This window comes from Blautia sp. NSJ-175, from assembly GCF_022867815.1.
In the GTDB taxonomy this organism is placed as follows: Bacteria; Bacillota; Clostridia; order Lachnospirales; family Lachnospiraceae; genus Blautia; species Blautia celeris.
Map to the genome: position 1 here is coordinate 61706 of NZ_JALIFQ010000002.1, position 20074 is coordinate 81779.

General features: G+C 47.9%; 15 protein-coding genes. All 15 read right to left on the reverse strand.

Annotation, left to right across the window (positions count from 1 at the left end):
• Positions 1-192: 192 nt before the first annotated feature.
• Complete coding sequence (locus tag MUB35_RS03950) at positions 193-1092, reverse strand: Rpn family recombination-promoting nuclease/putative transposase (protein ID WP_054350383.1); 900 nt, start codon at positions 1090-1092, stop codon at positions 193-195.
• A 1003-nt stretch (positions 1093-2095) separates the two neighbouring features.
• Positions 2096-4204, reverse strand: a complete 2109-nt coding sequence (locus MUB35_RS03955) for a glycoside hydrolase family 36 protein (RefSeq protein ID WP_186971011.1) — start codon at positions 4202-4204, stop codon at positions 2096-2098.
• Positions 4205-4216: 12 nt separating this feature from the next.
• On the reverse strand, positions 4217-5059 hold the full coding sequence (locus tag MUB35_RS03960; RefSeq protein ID WP_033141552.1) for a carbohydrate ABC transporter permease: 843 nt from the start codon (positions 5057-5059) through the stop codon (positions 4217-4219).
• An 18-nt stretch (positions 5060-5077) separates the two neighbouring features.
• Entirely contained in the window at positions 5078-5986 is a 909-nt protein-coding gene (locus MUB35_RS03965; protein ID WP_033141553.1) for a carbohydrate ABC transporter permease, read from the reverse strand.
• Positions 5987-6125: 139 nt separating this feature from the next.
• A complete protein-coding gene (locus MUB35_RS03970) occupies positions 6126-7427 on the reverse strand; it encodes an ABC transporter substrate-binding protein (protein WP_054350381.1) in 1302 nt (433 codons plus the stop codon).
• A 211-nt stretch (positions 7428-7638) separates the two neighbouring features.
• Complete coding sequence (locus MUB35_RS03975; RefSeq protein WP_033141555.1) at positions 7639-9210, reverse strand: response regulator; 1572 nt, start codon at positions 9208-9210, stop codon at positions 7639-7641.
• A complete protein-coding gene (locus tag MUB35_RS03980) occupies positions 9203-11041 on the reverse strand; it encodes a cache domain-containing sensor histidine kinase (protein ID WP_054350377.1) in 1839 nt (612 codons plus the stop codon). Before MUB35_RS03980 ends, MUB35_RS03975 begins: the two co-directional genes overlap by 8 nt.
• Positions 11038-12390, reverse strand: coding sequence for an ABC transporter substrate-binding protein (locus tag MUB35_RS03985; protein WP_158587245.1), 1353 nt, complete (start codon positions 12388-12390; stop codon positions 11038-11040). Before MUB35_RS03985 ends, MUB35_RS03980 begins: the two co-directional genes overlap by 4 nt.
• 98 nt (positions 12391-12488) lie before the next feature.
• Positions 12489-13373, reverse strand: a complete 885-nt coding sequence (locus MUB35_RS03990) for a DMT family transporter (RefSeq protein WP_186971013.1) — start codon at positions 13371-13373, stop codon at positions 12489-12491.
• Between the two features lie 49 nt (positions 13374-13422).
• Positions 13423-13665 carry a diguanylate cyclase domain-containing protein gene (locus tag MUB35_RS03995; RefSeq protein ID WP_033141559.1) on the reverse strand — a complete coding sequence of 81 codons (243 nt, stop codon included), beginning with the start codon at positions 13663-13665 and terminating at the stop codon, positions 13423-13425.
• A gap of 187 nt (positions 13666-13852) precedes the next feature.
• Positions 13853-14389: an NUDIX hydrolase gene (locus tag MUB35_RS04000; RefSeq protein ID WP_033141560.1), complete on the reverse strand. Its 537-nt coding sequence runs from the start codon at positions 14387-14389 to the stop codon at positions 13853-13855.
• 100 nt (positions 14390-14489) lie between these two features.
• On the reverse strand, positions 14490-16547 hold the full coding sequence (locus tag MUB35_RS04005; RefSeq protein ID WP_186971014.1) for a beta-galactosidase: 2058 nt from the start codon (positions 16545-16547) through the stop codon (positions 14490-14492).
• Positions 16544-18307, reverse strand: coding sequence for a cache domain-containing sensor histidine kinase (locus MUB35_RS04010; RefSeq protein ID WP_103731335.1), 1764 nt, complete (start codon positions 18305-18307; stop codon positions 16544-16546). Before MUB35_RS04010 ends, MUB35_RS04005 begins: the two co-directional genes overlap by 4 nt.
• A 22-nt stretch (positions 18308-18329) precedes the next feature.
• On the reverse strand, positions 18330-19163 hold the full coding sequence (locus MUB35_RS04015; protein ID WP_054350371.1) for a response regulator transcription factor: 834 nt from the start codon (positions 19161-19163) through the stop codon (positions 18330-18332).
• 61 nt (positions 19164-19224) lie between these two features.
• Positions 19225-20061: a carbohydrate ABC transporter permease gene (locus MUB35_RS04020; protein ID WP_103731334.1), complete on the reverse strand. Its 837-nt coding sequence runs from the start codon at positions 20059-20061 to the stop codon at positions 19225-19227.
• Positions 20062-20074: the final 13 nt, after the last annotated feature.

A 20074-nucleotide genomic window follows, 5' to 3' on the forward strand; every position in this document is an offset into this window, starting at 1 on the left:
ACCTCCTGTCAAAATTATACCGTATTTCAGCAGAGAATCCTATCCACTGAGGGTAGAATACAGGTGGAAAATAATAGAATTGCCCGTAACTGCACTTGCGCACAGACAGTGCTGTTTATGTGCGGACCGGACTGAAGAGTTATGAACCGTCTGAATTCAAAAATTAATATCGAAGCATCCGGTCAATCAGGTCTATAACTTAAATTCCAGAAACAATTCATCCTGATACGCTTTATCGCTGACTGCTCTCTCAATTTCCTCCCCACGGGAATTGGCTATCAACAGTTGAATCAGCCTGTTTACTCGATTTTCACCATATTCCAGCCCGGCCTTTCTGCCCGCCTCTAAACCAGCCTTTCTGCCTGCCTCCAATCCGGCCTCCCAATTGCTCTGCATGAGATAATTGTGATCCCGCAGTGCCTTCTCGCGGGCTTCATATTCCAGTCTTTTCTCTTCATCTGCGCTGATATTTTTCAAAGTTTCGTATGCCTTTTCGATATACTTGTCTTTTTCCGCCATCTCTTCAAAATCCTCCTGCCTCTCGGCATTCATGAATTTTGCCCAGTTCAGAAGCTCTGTTTCAGGATACTCATGGTTTTTGAGTTTCGGCAGCTCCAGGATATGCACCTCCAGCTTGTCTGTATAAAGTCGGTGGTTTGTGTCTTCCCTCATATGAAAGCAGGAATAAAATGCCTCGTCCCGGCCAAACAAAATAAAATCCAGAATCCCGATGTGTACGCATTTCTCCAGCCTTTCATAACTCTCGCCCTTTTCCAGCTGGTCTGTGAACATTTTTGAGAGATAGAACATGGAGCGCTCCGGCCACAACAAAAACGGGCTGACCTGAATTTCTATGTCAATCTGCGTCCCATCCTTTAACCGTACACGTACATCCAAAATTCCCAGCTTATCTTCCTCATATCTGGTTCTCAGATGTGTCGGCAGCAGCGTGGTCTCCTCCACCTCCTCCGGCGGTATGTGCAGAACAGCTGCTATGAATCCCTTTCGTACCTCTGCATCCTCCATCAGTTCCTTAAAACAGAAATCTACCTTTGGCTTCATGATGAATCTGATGTTTGTATATCTTTCCATCCCTACTCCTCTCCGTAACTGAAAGATGAAAAGATATCGGTTATCTATACGCATAGTATAACCTTTACAGGCGGATACCTCAACCTCTTTCAAACACATTTTCTGTCAGACGAATATTATGGTTACTGTTCACATGCCACTGTCCCGCGAGGTATTTTCAGGCCGAAGGCATGAAAATCTCAAAACTTCCGAAGCGATATGGGGCAGACTGTTGTTCTGAAATGCCTGCCTGTTCTCTCCAGGCACAAAAACAAACACCTGCTGCCTTTTCTTTGATGAATAAAACGGCACAGTTTCCCTGCAAAAATCAAATTAATAAATTTCATTTCATAAAATGGGGTATTCAATCCCTGAACAGGGATAATATGAAAATGCATTCATAAAATACATCTTTTTGAAGATAAAAACACTCTATCACGTTTTCACAGCTATGTCAATCAAAACTCCGATACAAAATTTTCAAAAAATACATTTTTGCTGTTCACTCCCAATATCAGTTAACCCAATCTATCATTTAACGATACAGATGCAGATGACAGCCACAGAATTTCTATATTTTACAAATAGCCAAGAAGAATAACTACAGATTTCTCCTGATTTACAGATAATTTAAAAGATACCCTTAGCTTTCGTATGGAATCAGTAAGGGTCCGGCCATGTTTTCTGCTTGTTTTACCCATAATTCAAAAGTTATCTTGGGCTTTCGTATGTAATTAGTAAGGAGGCGGCCATGTTTTCTGCTTATTTTACCCATAATTCAAAAGTTATCTTGGGCTTTCGTATGTAATCAGTAAGGAGGCGGCCATGTTTTCTGCTTGTTTTACCCATAAAATACAGTGTATAATACCTGCAGTACCTGTATGGATTGGCAGAATCAGCACCCCTCCAAACAATATTCCATAAGAAAACACGCAGCCAGGTTGTCCCAAAAAAACAAATAAGACCATCCCAGCCGCGTGCCATTCTCCTGCACACTCTAAACCTCTATTTCTCTCTCATACTTTCAATACCGCAATTCAAATATTCTTGCGCTCACTCTCTCAGGCAGCTCTACAGTCAGCGTGCCTGCCTCTTTATTCCAGTGAAATCCGCACTCTGCGCTTTGTGGATAGGCGCATACCGCCTCCACTTCTTTTCCTTTCAGATGCTTCACAGGGATTTCCTGTACCGGAGACTGGCTGTCTCTTCTCCACACAGCCAGGAAATCCTTCCCTTCCGCTTCCAGTCCCAGGCTCACCCATGGGTCATTGTAGGAGGACAGACCCAGCGGCCAGTAAGGCAGTGCCTTTTTGGTCAGATGGCGGATCGTCTTATAATAAGAAATCGCCTCCTTCACATATCCGAACCGCTCCGGGCTGAGATTCACTAAATGTCCGCTCTGGTGGATACGCAGAAGCAGTGCGTTCACCATGTTAAAGATAACCTCCTCACAGTCCCCGTCCGTCAGAGGATAAGACCAGACAGCAGCCTGCTCCGGCGTCACTGCGGAGGGCGCGTTGGCTGTGATCGTAGCGTACCTTACATAGTCCTCCTGGTCACTGGTGGACTGGATGCTGTAACGGGACAGCATGGCGTAATCCATGCGGAGGCCGCCGGAGGAACAGTTTTCTATGATCAGATCCGGGTACTTCTCAAAAATGCCGTCCAGCCATTCCAAATATGCCCGGTTATGGCCCAGAAGTCCGTCTCCATAGCTGTCGGCATCCAGTTCCGTGCCGATTCCCGGCTCTATATTGTAATCCATCTTGATATATCCGACACCGTACTCATTTACCACCCGGTCTATCACCTCTGTGGCATGGGCACGCACCTGGGGATTACGGAAATCAAGCTGGTAACGGCTTCTGTCATAGACGCGTTTTCCATGGCGCATGAAATACCAGTCATCCGGTACCTTATCTGCCTTCGGGCATTTGATTCCCATGACTTCCAGCTCCAGCCATACACCGGGAATCATCCCTTTCGACCGTATGTAATCTGTCACTTCTTTGATTCCGCCCGGGAAACGCTCCCCGGACGGCAGCCATTCACCCACGCCGTCCCACCAGTAGCCTGCAGAGTACCAGCCTGCATCAATGCAGAAATACTCACATCCTGCCTCTGCTGCCTTGTCGATCAGCGGGATCTCCTTCTCTGTTGTGGGATCTCCGAACAGGCAGTTCATATAATCATTAAAAATAACCTTTAGATTCTCATTGTCATCATTCACCCTGCGGATCGCCCGGCGGTACCTGGTCAGTTCTCCCATGGCCTCATCAAATCCGCCTGCAGCTGCTCCCACAGCCGCCGGAACCGTCACAAAGGTCTCTCCCGGCTGAAGGTTCTTCCACCAATGGTTGTGATGCTCTGTAGGGCCGCTCAGCTTCAAATACACGTGCCCGTCCTGGTCACTGATTTCCCAATACCAGGAGCCATTATGCTCAATCTGCCAGAACAGAGAACTTTCTGTCTCCTGATTCTCCAGATATCCCATGGGAATATACTCCTTAGCCGACCAGTTCCCTGTATTTCCTATGCCGACAGTCTTGGAAGAACGGTGCATAGGATGCGGCTGCGTAGAGGAAAGTCCCAGTTCATGCAGGTTGTAGGATGCCCAGTCCAGCTCCTTCTGCCATGCGTTGTGAGGGATCCTAAGCTCCAGCTTCTCATCAAACTCACGCATTCCCTCCTTCTCGATACCATTCAGCGCAAAGGAGGAAACATACTCCAGTCCCTGCGGCTCTGTTCCCCGGTTCTTCACCTCAGTCCAGACACGTACCACGGAAATCCCGTCATAGAACTGATAATGGCTGGTAACATCAAGGCCGGTGATGTCATCTTCTGTCACTACCTCCAGTTTCCTTCCCAGTTCGTTACGGAAATCCCTGAATTCTCTGTATTTCATCCTGTATCCCGGGGAAGTCTGGATGTATTTATGACCATGCCGTTCTCCCACACGGTCCTGGCCCGTAACCAGGATCTCCACCGGATAAAAGGACTGGGTCCCCGTCTCTGAGGTCAGCGTCTTCTCCTCAAAGGGCAGTGCGGAAAAGTGCAGCAGTTTGATCTCTCCGGCATCTGTCACCTCCCACAGCATATGGATCTTGTTCTCATATAATTCGATTCTCTTCATTTTTTCCTCCCGTCAGCCCTTCACTGAACCGCTCATTAATCCTGCCAGGAAATACCTCTGCAGGAACAGGAAAATAAAGGTGACAGGAATCACGGCAACCACGGAACCGGCCATGAGGCCGCCCCAGTCAACCGTATTTACCCCTTTAAACAGCATGATGGCAGGTGTCAGTGTCCGGTATTTGTCGGTGGAGATAAATATGTATCCGAACATGAACTCATTCCATGCATTGATAAAAGCGTAAAGTCCTGTGGACACCAGGCTTGGCAGAGATAAGGGCAATATGATCTTAAAAATAGTCTGCGCCTTATTGCACCCGTCAATCTCCGCAGCCTCCTCAAGCGCTAAAGGCACAGTATCGAAAAAGCTGCTCATCATAAAGGTGCACAAGGGTATTACAAAAGTGGTATAAGCCAGGATCAGAGAAGTATAGGACTCCAGGATCTGCATTTTCTGCATGATCAGATACAGGGGCACTAAAAGCAGCACACCGGGAATCATCTGTGAGAGCATCATTGCCAGATTGGAGGTCTTCACCAGTTTCATCTTATAATACCGGCTCAGGGCGTATCCTGCCATGACAGCTATGATCATAGAGAGAACACATGCCACAATAGAAACAAAAAAGCTATTTTTAATATACTGCAAAAATCCCACATCCACCAGTACCCTCTTAAAATTTTCCAGAGTCGGGGCATGGATCAAAAGTGACGGCGTTGCCGTACGTATCTCTGTCTTAGGCTTCAGCGCTGACAGAAGCATCCACAAAAAGGGGAAAATACAGATGGCTGAAAAAAACACCAGGGATACATAGGTGACAATCTTGCTGATAACACGGTTTCTTTTATTTAACATCTCTTATCTCCTCCTTTCTTACGCCATATCATCGCTGAGACTGGAACGCTTCCTGTAATAGAAAATGAACAGCACCACCATAACCGTAAACATCATGGTAGAAAGCGCCGAAGCAGCACCAACGTCAAACTTCTTCATAGAGTAGCGGTAGATCATAAGCGGCAGGGTCTCCGTTGCATAGTTTGGACCACCCTCTGTCATAACCCAGATAAAGTCAAAGTTGATGGCAGTCCAGATAATATGTATGAACACGATCACAAGGGAAACGCTGCGCAGCTGCGGGAGCGTAACCTTGAAGAAACGTTTGAACACGCCGGCTCCGTCAATAGCAGCCGCCTCGGACAAATCTCCCGGGATGGACTGCATGGCTGACAAAAAGGAGATGGTGTAGTACGGAAAACTTCTCCATATATTTACAAAAATAACGGTTGCCATGGCGTATTTGGAATCACCGAGAAAATTGATGGGCTGGCTGATTATATGCATGTTAGTCAGCGCGTAGTTGATGATACCGAACTCCGGGTTCAGCATCCAGTCCCAGGTCATGCCTGCAACGATAATGGGTACAAGCCACGGTATAAAGATACAGGTCCTGAATATGGCCCTGCCCTTAAACTTCTGGTTCAGCAGCACTGCTGTCACCATGCCCACCAGGTATTCACCCAGTACAGAGAAAATGGTCCAGTACGCAGTGTTCTTCACTGCCTGTCCAAAATGCTCATCTGCCAGAACCTTCTGGAAGTTGGCCATCCCGGCAAAACCGGTCATGGACTTGTTGATCAGATGCACATGGTAAAACGCGTCATGGATTACTTTCCCCAGGGGATACGCGATCAAAAGAGCCAGGAAAACAAGCGCGGGAAGCAGCATGATGACCGCTGTCCGCCATTTTCGCTGGTCTCTGGTAAGCTTCTTAAATTTATTCAACTCTAATCCCTCCTATACGAATTAACCGGGTCCAGGACTCTTCCTGTGACTCTGTCTGTAACGAAACAGGAGCCCGGCAAGCCGGACTCCTGCGCCGAAACGCTTACGCTTGCTGCCTAAACATTCCGGCATTCTGTTTTTATTCGCTTAATTCACCGGAATCAGATAAGGAAGCATTGACTGCGTCACATAACCATTCTGCTGTTGCTTCCGGAGTTTCGCCTTCCTGAAGCACTTTCGCCATGGCGTCCTGCATAGCCTGTGTGATTCCTCCCAGGGTTACCGGAGGGAAGGTGATTCCTGTATCGGATAATGCCTGGAAATCCTTGCTCCATTTGCTGTCTGTGGACACATCAGAGCGCGGGGAACGGTCTGCAAATCCTGCTTCCTGCCATTCTTTACTGCAGAATGCAGTTGCCAGTTCAAACGCGTCATCCTTATTCTTGCTGTCAGCCATGATGAACAGCGGTTTACATTCCATGTAAGTAGCCTCGTGTCCGTCTGACGGATAAGGGATCGCGGATACTGCCACATCATCCATGGTATCCGGGTTGGAGGATTCACGTTCTGCCAGCCAGTTTCCTGATACATATGTGGAGGTGATTCCTGTTGCAAAGTTCTCGTCTGTCTCTTCCCAGCCCCAGTTCTTGCAGTTCGGGTCAATGATTCCCTGATCTACAAGGTCTTTATAGAACTGGAATACTCTTGTTGCCTTTTCAAGCTCATCCTTGTTGTCTTTCCAGGTGTTCTTATATTTGCCGTCATCCTGTGCAGAAGCAATCTCCAGATCATACTGTGCCAGGTATACCAGCAGCTCCTGTGCGGAGCGGACGCCTGTGCAGGCCAGCTCTGTCAGGTATTTTCCGTTTTTCTCTTTATAATCTGTCTGTGCCAGCAGATCTTCCCATGTTTTCGGAACTTCAATGCCTGCTGCTGTGATATCCTTTTCATGTGTCAGGTAAGCACGCACAGTCATCTCATAGGGAATGCCCACGATCTTGTCGTCAATGGTCATGGCTTTCACCACGGCCTCGGACAGGGCGTCTTTATCTTCCCACTCATTAAAACGGTCTGTCAGGTCCTCAACGATTCCCATGTTGTAAAACTCACCGACATACTCCGGAAGTCCCCAGATCAGGTCCGGTACGTTGCCGCCTGCTGCCGCTGTCAGAATTTTTTCATGAAGCATGTCATATGTGAAGTTTGTCTGATTTACTTTAACTCCGGTCTCTTCCTCAAACTTCTTGATCTGCTCCGTACCCGCGATCTGTGTATCCGCGCCGTCTGTCCAGCAGGTCCAAAGTTCCACAACTCTCTCCTCGTTCTTGCTGTCTCCTTTGGAGGCTGATTCTCCCTCTGAGCTGCCGGAACCGCCGCCGCATGCTGCCAGTGACATGGCCATTGTGAGACACATTAACGCTGCTACTACCTTTTTCTTCATGATATTTCCCTCTTTCCTTCATCTGATTTTTTTCCGTACCATTTGTACTGACGAAAGAGTATCATACTTTCAAAACACGGACAATGAAATCGGGCACTCTCCTAAAAAACCCCACGGAATAATATTAAAAACACCACCCTTTTTCATCTGCTGCCACTGCTCTTATACACATTCCCCGCGTTAAATATACAGCCCCGGCGAAACAGCTCTTTTATATTTTTCTGCGCTTTTTATAAGCGGATGGACTGTCCCCGAAAACTTCCCTGAATTTGTCCGTAAATGTGCGTACATCGTGATAACCTACAGCCTCTGCCAGCTCATAGGTCTTCATATCCGAAGCCATGAGCAGCTTCATAGCCTCCCTCATGCGCACCTCTACCAGATAATTCTTGAAGTTCTGTCCCGTCTCCTTCTTAAAAAACGTGCTGAAATAATACGGGTTCATATATACCATCTTCGCCATGCTCCCAAGGCCGATATCCTCCGCGTAATGCTCCTGGATATAGTTTTTCACCAGTGTGATGGTCTCCCGCTCACTGTCAGTGCCGTTAAATGCATTCTCCCCTATGAGTTTTCCCAGATAAGTGCACACCAGCTTCTTCAGCTCCCGGAAAGTACTCTGGGCCCGTATTTTGGCGGTAAACCTGTCGTACTCCTCCCTGAAATCCTCTGTGAGCACCCGGTACTCCTGCAGATCACGAAACAGGTCCATAGCCATGGCGATACACCGGTTCTCAGCGGCATATCTGTTTCCGTAATGAAGATTCTCAATGATGTCCAGAATCCTGGTAAGTGCTGCCGTCCACTCTTCCCTCCGGTTTAAGATCTGGTCAAGCAGTTCCTTATAGCAAGTATTGTAATCCTCAAAGGAAGAACAAAACTCTCTGGATATCTCCTGATACCAGACCACATCCTCCTCGCAGAAATAGTAAAGCTCACAGGAAAACTTTGCCGTCTTATACGCGTATTTCAGGTCAGATGCCTGCTCTACCCTTTTCCCCACGCCGGTTATGAGCCATATTTTATATTCCCCGTAAATGTGTTCCCTGATGCGTCTGATCTCTTCTCTCACCCAGGCATCGTCCCGGTCTTTTTCCATGAGGAGAATCACATTACTGCTGTTTGGTTCCCGCTTGATGACAAACCCGCTCCTATTCTCCCTCAGATGCTCCTGTATCCTCTTGAAAATGGAGAAGCGCAGCAGCTCTCTCATATTCTGGTCCGTCACCTTCCGGTTCAGTTCAGGGGAAATGGCAAAGCACACGCCGATGAACTGCTTTCCCTCTGTCTCTATCCCCATCTCCTGAAAATGGCCGTACAGATCCCTGCACTCATACTCAGAGTTGATCTTCTTGAACACCGTCTGCATATCATCCTTCTCTTCCTCCCAGTATTCCATGGGACTGTCCGTGCGCAGCATTTTTTCAGCCCGCAGAATGGACTGTTCCAGCTCCTCCTGCCCCACCGGCTTCAGAAGGTAGTCCACCGCCTCATAGCTGATCGCCTTTTTCACATAGTCAAATTCCTGATAGCCGCTTAAAAATATGACCTTTATCTTCCAGCCGTTCTCCCTGATCTGCCGAATTACATCAAGACCGGTCTTCCTGGGCATGGCAACATCGGAAATAATAATATCCGGTTTCAGCTCCTCTGTCTTTTTCAGAAGTTCCTCGCCGTTGGCAGCCTCCCCGATCACCTCCGCGTTCAGGCGCTCCCAGTTCATCATTTTTTTCAGTCCTCTGATGATCACCGGCTCATCGTCTGCAATTATGATCTTAAACATTTTCTCCTCCTGGATTTTCCTTTGCCGGTTCTGTCCCGTCTATGATGGGAAGCCGGTATTTTACCATAGTTCCTATATTCTCAAAACTGCTGATCTCCAGTCCGTATGTGTCGCCGAACATGAGTTTGATGCGGTCATACACATTCTTAAGACCGAGGCTGGCGCGTTTGCTCTTCGGATGCTTGACTGTCTCCGGACTTTCCAGACGTTCCTGCACGGTCTTCAGGCGCTCCGGCTCCATACCCACGCCGTTGTCCATAACTGTGATCTCCAGGCAGCCATCCTCCTCCCTGGCATTTACGGCTATGACACCTGTGCCGCTTTTTGGCTTGAGTCCGTATTTTACCGCGTTCTCCACTACAGGCTGGATGATGAGCTGGGGGACTTCCAGGCCCAGAAGATTTTCCTCAATGTTGATCTCCAGCTCAAAACGGTTTTCATACCGGATGCGGATGATCTTAAAATAATTGCGTATACTGTCGATCTCCGCCTGAAGGGTGACCATGTCTCTGGCATTGCCTATGAGGTATTTGAGCTGTCCGGACAGACTGTCTATCATCTCCGCTGTCACATTGTCATCATTGGTGATGGCTGTCATGCGGATGACATCCAGGGTATTGTAGAGATAATGAGGCTGTATCTGCGTTTTCAGGGCCTCAATCTCTGCATCCCGCTGCCGTATCTCTGCTATATAGACCTGCTGGATATGATTCTGCAGGTTTTCCGTCATTTGATTCAGACCCTTTGCAAGAAATCCCACTTCGTCGTTGGACTTGATCGTCACCCTCGTATCCAGATTCCCGTCCTGGATCTGTTCCATGGCATCCTTCAGTGTGCGGATGGGCTTATTCATCATCTTGGAGTAAAAGAAATAGATGATCATGAGAAGGATAACGCTGAACCCTATAATAATCAAAATGTTCGTCTGTATCTCCTGATAACTGTTCTCCAGATTAAATGCCGGAATCTCTTCTGTCACCAACCAGTCCGTACCGGGTATCAGCCTGTAAATAAAATAGTTTCCGTCCGCTTTTATGTACTGCTTGTCCTCCTCCATCTCAGGCAGATAATCCTCCAGCTTTCCGATGCCTGTCCCGATATTCTCCTTTTCCTGGCTGTAGACAAATACTTTTTCCTTTCTGTCTATCACATACATCCTGCAGCCGTCCTCCAGGTCCGTCTCATTGATGATGCCGTCAAAATAATCCGCGCTCACATCAATATACAGAGTTCCCAGCTCCTGTTCGTCCGCGGACTGTATGGTCCTTGTGTTCATAATATTTCTTGTCACTGTAAAATCGCTGACATCTGAGTAATAGCTGGTATCATGGGTGGGCAGAAGGCGCATCTGTTTGTGGCCTTCCAGGAAGTTCTCCTCATGAAAACGCCCCATTTCCTCCTCTTTCACCATAACCTCAGGCGGACGCATGACAGAATACTGTTCCCCACCCGGAGTGATGAAAAACACATGGTCAATATGCTGATTCATATATAAAATATCCCTGAGCACGTCACTCATCAGTGCCTCCCTGCGGGCCTGGGTGATGGTGTCATCCTCCATCAGCTCGTAGAGATAGTCATACTCCGTGATATTATAGTTATAGAGATATTTGGTGGTCTCCTCCATTTCCTGAAACAGATCTGCGGCATTCTTCCCCACATAGAGAGCACTGCGGTACATATTGGAGAGAAGTGTCTGCCTGAGAGAATCCATGTATGCACTGTAAATGGAGATACCCATGATCAGCAGCGGCACGATACCGATCAAAATCAATGCTGCCACCGATTTTACAAAAAGGCTCTGGTAATGCTGTCTCTTTCTTTTTATCATGACTTCCTCCCTAAACCTCCCGCCACGTTGTCCCAATACTCATCCAGCTTCTCCGCCGCAGTATCCACGCTCATGGTTTTCGTCGCCACGGAAAAGAAAACATCGTACATGCTGCGTTTGAAATGCTCCGGTGTGTCCTCATTTCCCAGATATACATCGCTTTTATCCGCATAGCGGTAATCCACAAGAAAACTCTGCTGTACCTTTGGAGCGGGATACAGGATCTTTTCCCTGGTGGCAGGGATGGCGTAAACGGTCTGCAGCACTTTTCTGTAGTTCTCTTTCCTGTAGCAGAACTCTAAAAACCTCATGGCGGCCCGGTTTTTTTCGGCATTCTCCCCACAGGTATCCGAGACTGCCCATTGGGCGCCTTTTTCGCTGACTACCACAGGGTCACCTGCTTCATCCCCCAGGAAAAACCACCCCAGGCGGAATTTACAGGGGTCCTCCTCCAACTCTTCGCCCAGTGTGTCCTTGCCGGATTCCACAGCCAGAGGATAGGCCTCCCATATTTTAGAGACCATGGAGGGTTCTGTGAGGACCATGGCGGCATCCTGGTTGATCAGGGCCTGGATCACCTGGTTCTCATTCATATTTACGGAGTCCTCCAGCATATATTCCCCGTTCATCATATCCTGATAGTCTGCCAGCATGTTCCTGACATTTTCATCCTGAAAGGATACCAGGCCCTCATTTCTCTTTCTCTGCCAGTCCGGGTCCGCCTTTGCAAGGTCCACCTGGAAGAAATAATTCAGCCAGTATTTTCCCGTCTCCGTCGGATTTCCCCCGGCTGCCAGGGGCGCGGTTCCGTTCTGCTTCAGGACTCTGCAGACCTCCAGAAACTCCCCGTATGTCCTGGGTACTTCAAGCCCCAGTTCCTTGAAGATCACCTGATTATAGATAATCCCGAAGGAGGTCTTGTAAAAGGGCACCGCATATATATTTCCGTCAATCGCAAAGGGCTGTTCCACCAGCTTTCCCACCTCCTGGGAGATAGCACCGAGTTTCCCTGCCTCAGCAAAAGTATAAGGGTCCTGGATCTCAAAGATATCCGGGAACTCCCCGGCAGCCTCCTTTGCCTTCAGCGTCTCTGAATAGATTCCGCTTCCGGAATGCTCGCTGAGCACCCGGATGTCCTGATTTTCCTCCATAAACTTTTCACACAGCTCCTCCATTACGGATATCCTCCTGGCATCCTCCCCGGAATAAAATACGGCAAGCTCTGTCTTCTTCTCCGTCTCCTGTTCCTTTGACGGCACCAGCCCTTCGCCCTTCTCTACCCTGCCTCCGCATCCTGCAAGAGACAGAACAACTGTCAAAAGGATAAACCATCCCTGCTTTTTCCTCATTCTAATCACCTCTGTATTTTTCACTATTACCCACGGTATCATAACAATGATTTCTTGTAAAGCGGGCAAAAGAAAAGCGTGAAACCATTTTACCGGTCTCACGCTTTCTCTGTCTTTCTGTTTCCCGTAAAGAGAACCGTGATCAGCACCCCTGCGCAAATCAGCAGGCCCCCCACCACAAAATTCCAGGTGATCACCTCATGGAGAAAGAAAATTCCCAGCACTGCAGAGGTCAGTGGCTGCAGCGGATAGAACATGGAGCATACGCTTGCGTCCAGAAGCTTCAGGCTCATATTCCACAGCGTATGGGCCACTGCTGTCCCGACGATGCCCAGATAGATGCAGGACAGAACCGCTTTTGCAGTAAAGGTACTGGGTATGCTCCCCGCCTCCAAAACAGCCGCCGGAATGTTTAAAAGAAGGGCAACTCCCATTCCGTACAGCGCGATCTGTACCGGATCATATCCCCCTGAGATCCTTCGGATAGCTACCGATGCCCCGGACCATAAAAGCACGGAGCACACAGAGGCCAGCACCCCTGCCGCGCTGATATTTCCGCTTCCCGCTCCCAATATTATGTAAACTCCAACGAGAGAAATAATAATGCTTGCCACATCCTTTTTATGTATCTTCTCTCTCAGAAATATCATAGCCAGAATGGAAATGGAGATGGGATTCATGGCATTGATCAGAGATGCCAGGGAGGCGTCCAGAAGATTTGTTCCCATGACCTGGCAGCCTATGGAGACAAAGTATCCCAGGGCGCCCACGATCAGAATATATTTCCGGTCCTCTTTTTTCACCTTTATCCTGGTTCCCCGCAGCTTCAAAAGTACGGTAAGTGCCGCCACGGAAACCACATATCGGATGAGAAGCAGCATAAACGGTGCCATGACATCAAGGGCGAACTTACTCACCACATAAATGCTCCCCCATATAAAAAACGTGATAAACAGGTAAATGTAACCAATCTTCTTTTTCATTTCTGTCTCCTTTATACTGTGTCATTACTGCTGTGAGGGGCGCAGACCATTAGGAATCATCTAAAACATATTGATTCCTGCCCTGTCTCTTTGCTTTATACAGAGCCTGGTCCGCCCGTTTCATCACTCCCTTGTAATCCTTATCGCCTGCGTCATGTCCGTGGGTATCGTTGATTCCTTTAAAATGATCTATGTCCAGGAACATGAAGACCCGGTAGCTGCCGCCGTCTTTTTTCTTAAATTCCCTGCGTATGGTCTCTGTCAGGGCATCTCTCCTCGCCGCTCCGCACAATGGGCACGCCGATCACAATACTGTCCCCCGAGTTTACTGTTTTTCACCAACATGTATCACTATTATAGCTTTTTAAAGCGTAAGATTCAACAGGATCCCCTGAGCACAGACACGAAAAAGTACCGGCGGAAGCTGTGATGATTCTCCGGAACTGTCATTAAGAAATGAGAAGAACCGGATATTGCTGTCATCCCGGCAGCATATCCAGTTCTTCCATGTAAATGCAGTGAGGAATACCGTTTGTCCTGACCAGCTCCCTGCAGAGCTCCAGATCCATCCATATGACTTCCTCCACCTCTTCTTTCTGAAGCGTCATCTGTTCCGGCTCTATATCTTTCCACATACAATAGATATTGCTGACCTGGTTATCCACAAAATCCCTGCCGTAAAACACATCCCTGTGGAATATCCTTCTCCTGCCGCAGCAGACCAACTCCTCCGCAGACGCATCCACACCCAGTTCCTCCTTCAGTTCCCTGAGCGCAGAGGGAACAAAGTCCACACCTGCAGGAATATGTCCGGCACTTGAGATATCGTAGCATCCCGGATGGGAATCCTTGTTCCTGCTCCGTTTCTGGAGAAGTACCTCTGTCCTGTCACCGCGCCTGCGAAGAAGCCACACATGGGCCGTGCGGTGCAGAATCCCCTCCGCGTGGGCAGTCTCCCTGTCTACGGTCTTACCTGTGGGTCTGCCTGATTCATCTATGATATCAAATATTTCCATTTTACTGTTCCTCCTGAAAAAAACGCAGAAGCCGCCGTATCTGTTCCCGCGGCTTTCTGCGTTTTCTTGTATTTCTGTTACTCGCTCTATATTCTGTATCTTAAAAAATCCGGTAAACCTTGGTCTCATATCCCTTCAGCAGAACACTTCCCTGTACCTCATCCTTTGTGTCCATATCCATGACTGCTTCCTTCAGAACCACCTTCTGCGGCTCTTTGTCATAATTCAGAATAAACAGATACCGCTTCCCGTCCTTCACCCGCATGGCGATCTCACAGGCCTCTGATACCTCAGCCAGATACTGATAAGGCTGCAGCACGCCTGTATAGGCCAGAAACGCTTTCACATTATCCCTGGTAAATGTCCCTCCAAAGTGCAGGACTTTTCCTTTACCACATAACGTCTCCGCCAGAGCCGGGCGTCCCTCATAATAGTTGGAACTGTATTTTGCCAAAATATCGGCGTCAGGTCCCGCAGCTGCCAGAATATCGTTAAACAGGCCAGTTTCCACCTGTCTGCCTTCCCACTCCATAGACACTGCTTCATCTGCCGGGCCAACAAAGGTATATTCCTTTACATCCGTCTGTGTCAGGGAGGAAAGAAGTCCCGGCATTGGCTGCATCACACATTTGCCTGTCTCATCCTTCTGTCCCGTCCTGCACCCCAGAATCAGGCAGCCGCCTGCTTCCACATAGGCTCTCAGAACTTCTGCCCTTTTCTCTGTGAGGATTAGGGGATGGGGATAAAACAGCACCGGATACTTTAACAGTTCCTCAGCGTCTGTATCCTCCAGAAGATAGACCATATCCATGGGAGTATGGTTTAACTGTGCGGCTGTGAAGATTTCCTTTTCACTCTTCTTAGCCAGTCTCATATGCCACACATCCAACTGGGAATCCCAGATATTGTCATAGTCCCGCACAAGTCCAAAGGCCGCCTGGTAGTCAGCCCCTGCCATCTCACGGATGGCCTCCGTGCGTTTCCAGATTCTGTATACCTCGGACAGTTTCCGGTTGTCCCTGTTGTCATAGTCCAGAATCCCATGCCAGTAGATCTCGGTACCCATAACAGCCGTCCTCCAGCGGAAAAAGCTCACATAATCAGCGCCGTGGGCAATACTCTGCATGGCCCAGAGCATCATCTGGCCCGGTTTCGGGGCCGGCGCCTCCATACGGGTATTCCATCCGTTTGCCCCTGACTGCTGTTCCATAATACCGAAATGCGGACAGATGGACCGGACCTCTGTGAGATTCCGGCTCCATTTCCTGTCATTCAAGTCATCCGAATGGATGGGGTCCTCACACAGACAGTAAGCGAAATTAGGATAGGAATCATAGGTGTACACATCCAGGCATTCGTCCATCATCCTGTGGTTGTCCAGATTTCCGAACATGCCGTTTGTGGTGATGAAATCCTGAGGTTTTTTATATTTTCTGATAATATCACTCTGCATTTTACAGAACTGTATGGCACTGGCGGATACAAATCTGGTGTAGTCCAGTACCTGATGGGGATTGGTGGAATCGTGCACTGTGGGTCTGGGCACATAGATCTCTTCCCATTTTGTATACGTCTGATTCCAGAATACGGTCCCCCAGGCTTCATTGAGAGCATCCAGTGTCTGATATTTTTCCTTCAGAAACTCCCTGAAGGCTGCTGTGTCACTCTCTGAATAGAAGACATCCACCTCACAGTTGATCTCATTGTCTATCTGCCATCCCACAATACAAGGGCGCTGTCCGTAGTGCTGTGCCGCCTTCTCCACAATAATGGAACAGAATTTCCGGTAAACAGGTGAGTTATAGTTATAATGTCTCCGCATACCATGCCTAAATGGGGTCCCATCCAGACGGCAGTTCAGCACTTCCGGATACTTTTCCGTCAGCCAGACCGGCGGTGTGGCTGTGGGAGTGCCGAATATGACCTTCATACCCTCCGCCTCCGCCACATCGAGAAAAGAATCGAAAAAGTCAAAGGTATATTCCCCTTCCCTCGGCTCCAGCTTGTTCCATGCAAACTCCGCGATCCGGACGGTAAAGATACCGTTTTCCTTCATACGCCGAAGGTCTTCCCTCCACAGCTTTTTGTCCCAGTGCTCCGGATAATAACAGGTGCCCAGGGATAGGGTGGGCCAATTGTAATTCTGTGTTTTCCTCATTTAGTTTCCTCCTCCTCCTGCTCCCTGACTGTCATGGGCAGGATAAAATTAATTTTCGTTCCTCTGTGCTTTTCACTTTCTATATTAAGCCTGCTGGTTTCACCATAACACAGGATAAGCCTTCGGTAAACATTTTTAAGTCCGATATTCTGATTTGTATCATTCATTTCACACTTCTCATACAGCTCCCGGATTTCCTCCCGGCTCATGCCCACGCCGTCATCTGCAATACAAAATACGACTCTGTCTTCTTCCAGTCTTATCTGCACTCGCAGCGTCCCCTTATCAAGCTTCGGCTCCAATCCGTGGATGATCGCGTTTTCAATCAGGGGCTGTAGAATAAAATTAGGTATCTGACAAGGATATGCCTGTTCATCTATATCATATATAACAGAAATCTTATCACCAAACCGCTGTCCCTGGATCAGCAGATAATCCTTCACTGTCTTCATCTCTTCTTCCACTGTGACGAATCTGTCCTTTTTGATCATGGCCCTGAGCAGGTCAGCCAGGGATATGGTCATCTCTGAGATATCCAGGTTCCCCTGCATGATCGCCATCCAACTGATCGTATCCAGCGTATTATAGAGGAAATGCGGATTGATCTGCATACACAGGAAATCAATCTCCGCCTGCTTTTGTGTGATTTCCATCTTATAGACCTTTTCAATCAGCGTTTCAATATTCTCTGCCATACGGTTATACTCGCTGCCTATCTGTCCGATCTCATCCGTGGTCTTGACCTCCACACGATGTGAGAGATTTCCTCTGCCGAACAGTTTCATGCTCTCCAGCAGATCCTGCGTAGGCCTGGCAATATGTTTTGTCGCCATACTGATAGATAGAAAGCTCAGAATCAGGATACCCAGCAGAAAAATCCCGGTCAGCCCGATCACTCGGTATGTATTTTTATAAAACTCCTTCACAGAAACAGCCTCCACCAGAGTCCAGCCGTTGGGCATCTGATTTCCTACGTAGTAAAATGAATTTGTTCCGTTTAAAATGTCATACCGGGATGTCTCAGACTCCCTCAGGGTCTCTATCTCCACCGGAAATTTATCGCCCAGATACATTTCGTGATTGGTGACCGTAATAATACCGTCCTGGTCCACCACATAAGACGCTCCGGAATACTCAGTGGAATTATCCTTAACAATATCACCAAAGTATTCTTTCTCGTAGACAATATTAATATATCCGATGGGCTTCATGGTAGTCAGATCCAGTATTGCCTTGGCGATGCAGATATCATCATCCGGACCAACAAGGCCCCACAGGGTTGTCCCGTTAGCAGCATAGATATCTTTTTCCGGAAATGCAAAATCCGTTCCGCGGCCTGTAATCTTTTTCACAGAAAATTCCAGTCCGCTTTTTGAGATCACACTCAGGGAAACCACGTCGGAACTGAACAGTGCATTTGTCTCCAGTTCCCGCTCCACGATCTTACTGATGTTCCTGATACTGTACAGCTCCATCTCCTGTCCGTTCACAATTTCAAGCTGCTCCTGGATCACGGCGCTGGACAGGATCTGGATATTGATATCCTCTATGGTTTGAATCATATTTTCCAGATTATTGGTTGTCTGCTGTGTGACATCTTGTAAATAAACCTTGGAAATCTTTCCGTATCCCTGCCTGAAAACCGCGGCAGAAAAAACAGAGATCCCGGCTCCTGTGACAGTGATCAGAACTGCGAACACCAAAAGCATCTTTTTTCTGATTCCTGTGATCTTCAGTCTGCACTTCCTTTTTCCCCTCATCACATGCCCCCGGACAGTTCTGTTATTTTTTATCCTGTATCAGCTCCAATATACTCTTAATACTGTAGTTTTTCTGCTGTCCGGCATTTTTTCTGAATTCACCGGGACTGCAGCCAAAGGCCTTCTTGAACACCTGGCTGAAATACCTGGCATCCCGGAATCCGGACTTTTCACACAGCAGCCCTATCTTCACATTTTCTTCCCTGAGCAGCCAGGCAGCTTCTGCAAGGCGCATACTGTTTAAAATCTCACTGAAAGAATATCCCGTCTCCTTCTTGATCATTCTGGAAAGATATGCGGGCGAAAAATGATAGGTATCCGCAAAGGAATTCAGTGTGATGTCCTGTGTAAACCTCTGGGCCATATCCTGCAGAATCTCCATACACTGCCGGTTGACACCTCTGAAATGGTGCCGTATCTGGTCCCCCAGGTCAACACTGTCCGCATCTGTCTCATACCTGCGCACTACATTTTCCTGATAACGCCGCTGTTCCAGCCGTCTCATAACACCCGATACGGTTTCAAGAATATCCCTGGGTCTCAAAGGCTTCAGCATATAGTCAAAGACCTCATTTCTGATCGCCTTCTGGGCATAGGAAAAGTCAGAAAATCCTGTCAGAAGAATCACCGCGGTGTCCAGATCATACTCTTTCACATACTCAGCCAGTTCAAGCCCTGTAAGCCCCGGCATCTTGATATCACTTATCATGATATCCACCTTCTTCTGCTGCAGCATTTCCCTGGCCTGCAGCCCGTTTTCCGCTTCATACACATTCTCAATCCCTATACTTGACCACGGAAGGGAGAGCATCCCCCTCCGAATAGCCATCTCATCATCTGCAACCAGTAAATTCATGTCCCCACCTCTTGTATCGCAGCCGTTCAGGCAGCCGGACTGTCCTTTTTTCCGGACGCGCTCAGCCCTTTACCGCTCCTGCCACCATGCCTTCCATAATATGCTTATGCAGCCATATGTACACAATAATACTTGGTATGATCGTAATGATCACCGCCGCGATCTCCGCCACATAATTGGTCGCATACTGCCCCTGAAACTCCGTCAGACCCACGGGAAGCGTCATCTTGGAGGCATCCGTCAGGAATATCTGGGGAAGCAGCAGGTCGTTCCATATATTGATAAAAGTAACGACTGCCACTGTCACAACAGATGACTTTGAAATAGGCATAATGATCTTAAAAAATATCTGGTAAATATTACACCCGTCCATGACTGCTGCCTCCTCCATTTCTTTTGGAAGAGATCCCATAAATCCTGTCATAATAAAAATCGCCATCGGAAAAGCGATTGCAATATGCGGTATGATAACTGCCAGATGTGTATTCAGAAGTCCCATCCTGTTAAACATGGAAAACAGAGGAACCACCATAGCATACACCGGAATCATCATCCCCAGAAGAAACACATTCAGTGTCAGTCTGGACAACTTCCACTGCATCCTGGTTATTGCGTAAGATACCATACTGCTCAGTACAACTGCCACTAATACGGCCGATACTGCAATAATAACAGAGTTGCCGAAATATTGCAAAATATGGCCTTCTGTTATGGCCTGAACATAATTATCCAGGCTGAAATGTTCCGGCAGCCCCCAGGGATTTGCATACAACTCCGTATTTGTTTTAAAGGAACTCAAAAACAGCCACAAAAGAGGATACAGACATAGTATCGTAAAAATCCCCAGCACAATATATTTCAGTACAAGAAAAACCTTATCCTTTGCTGATAATCTCATCTCACTGTCCTCC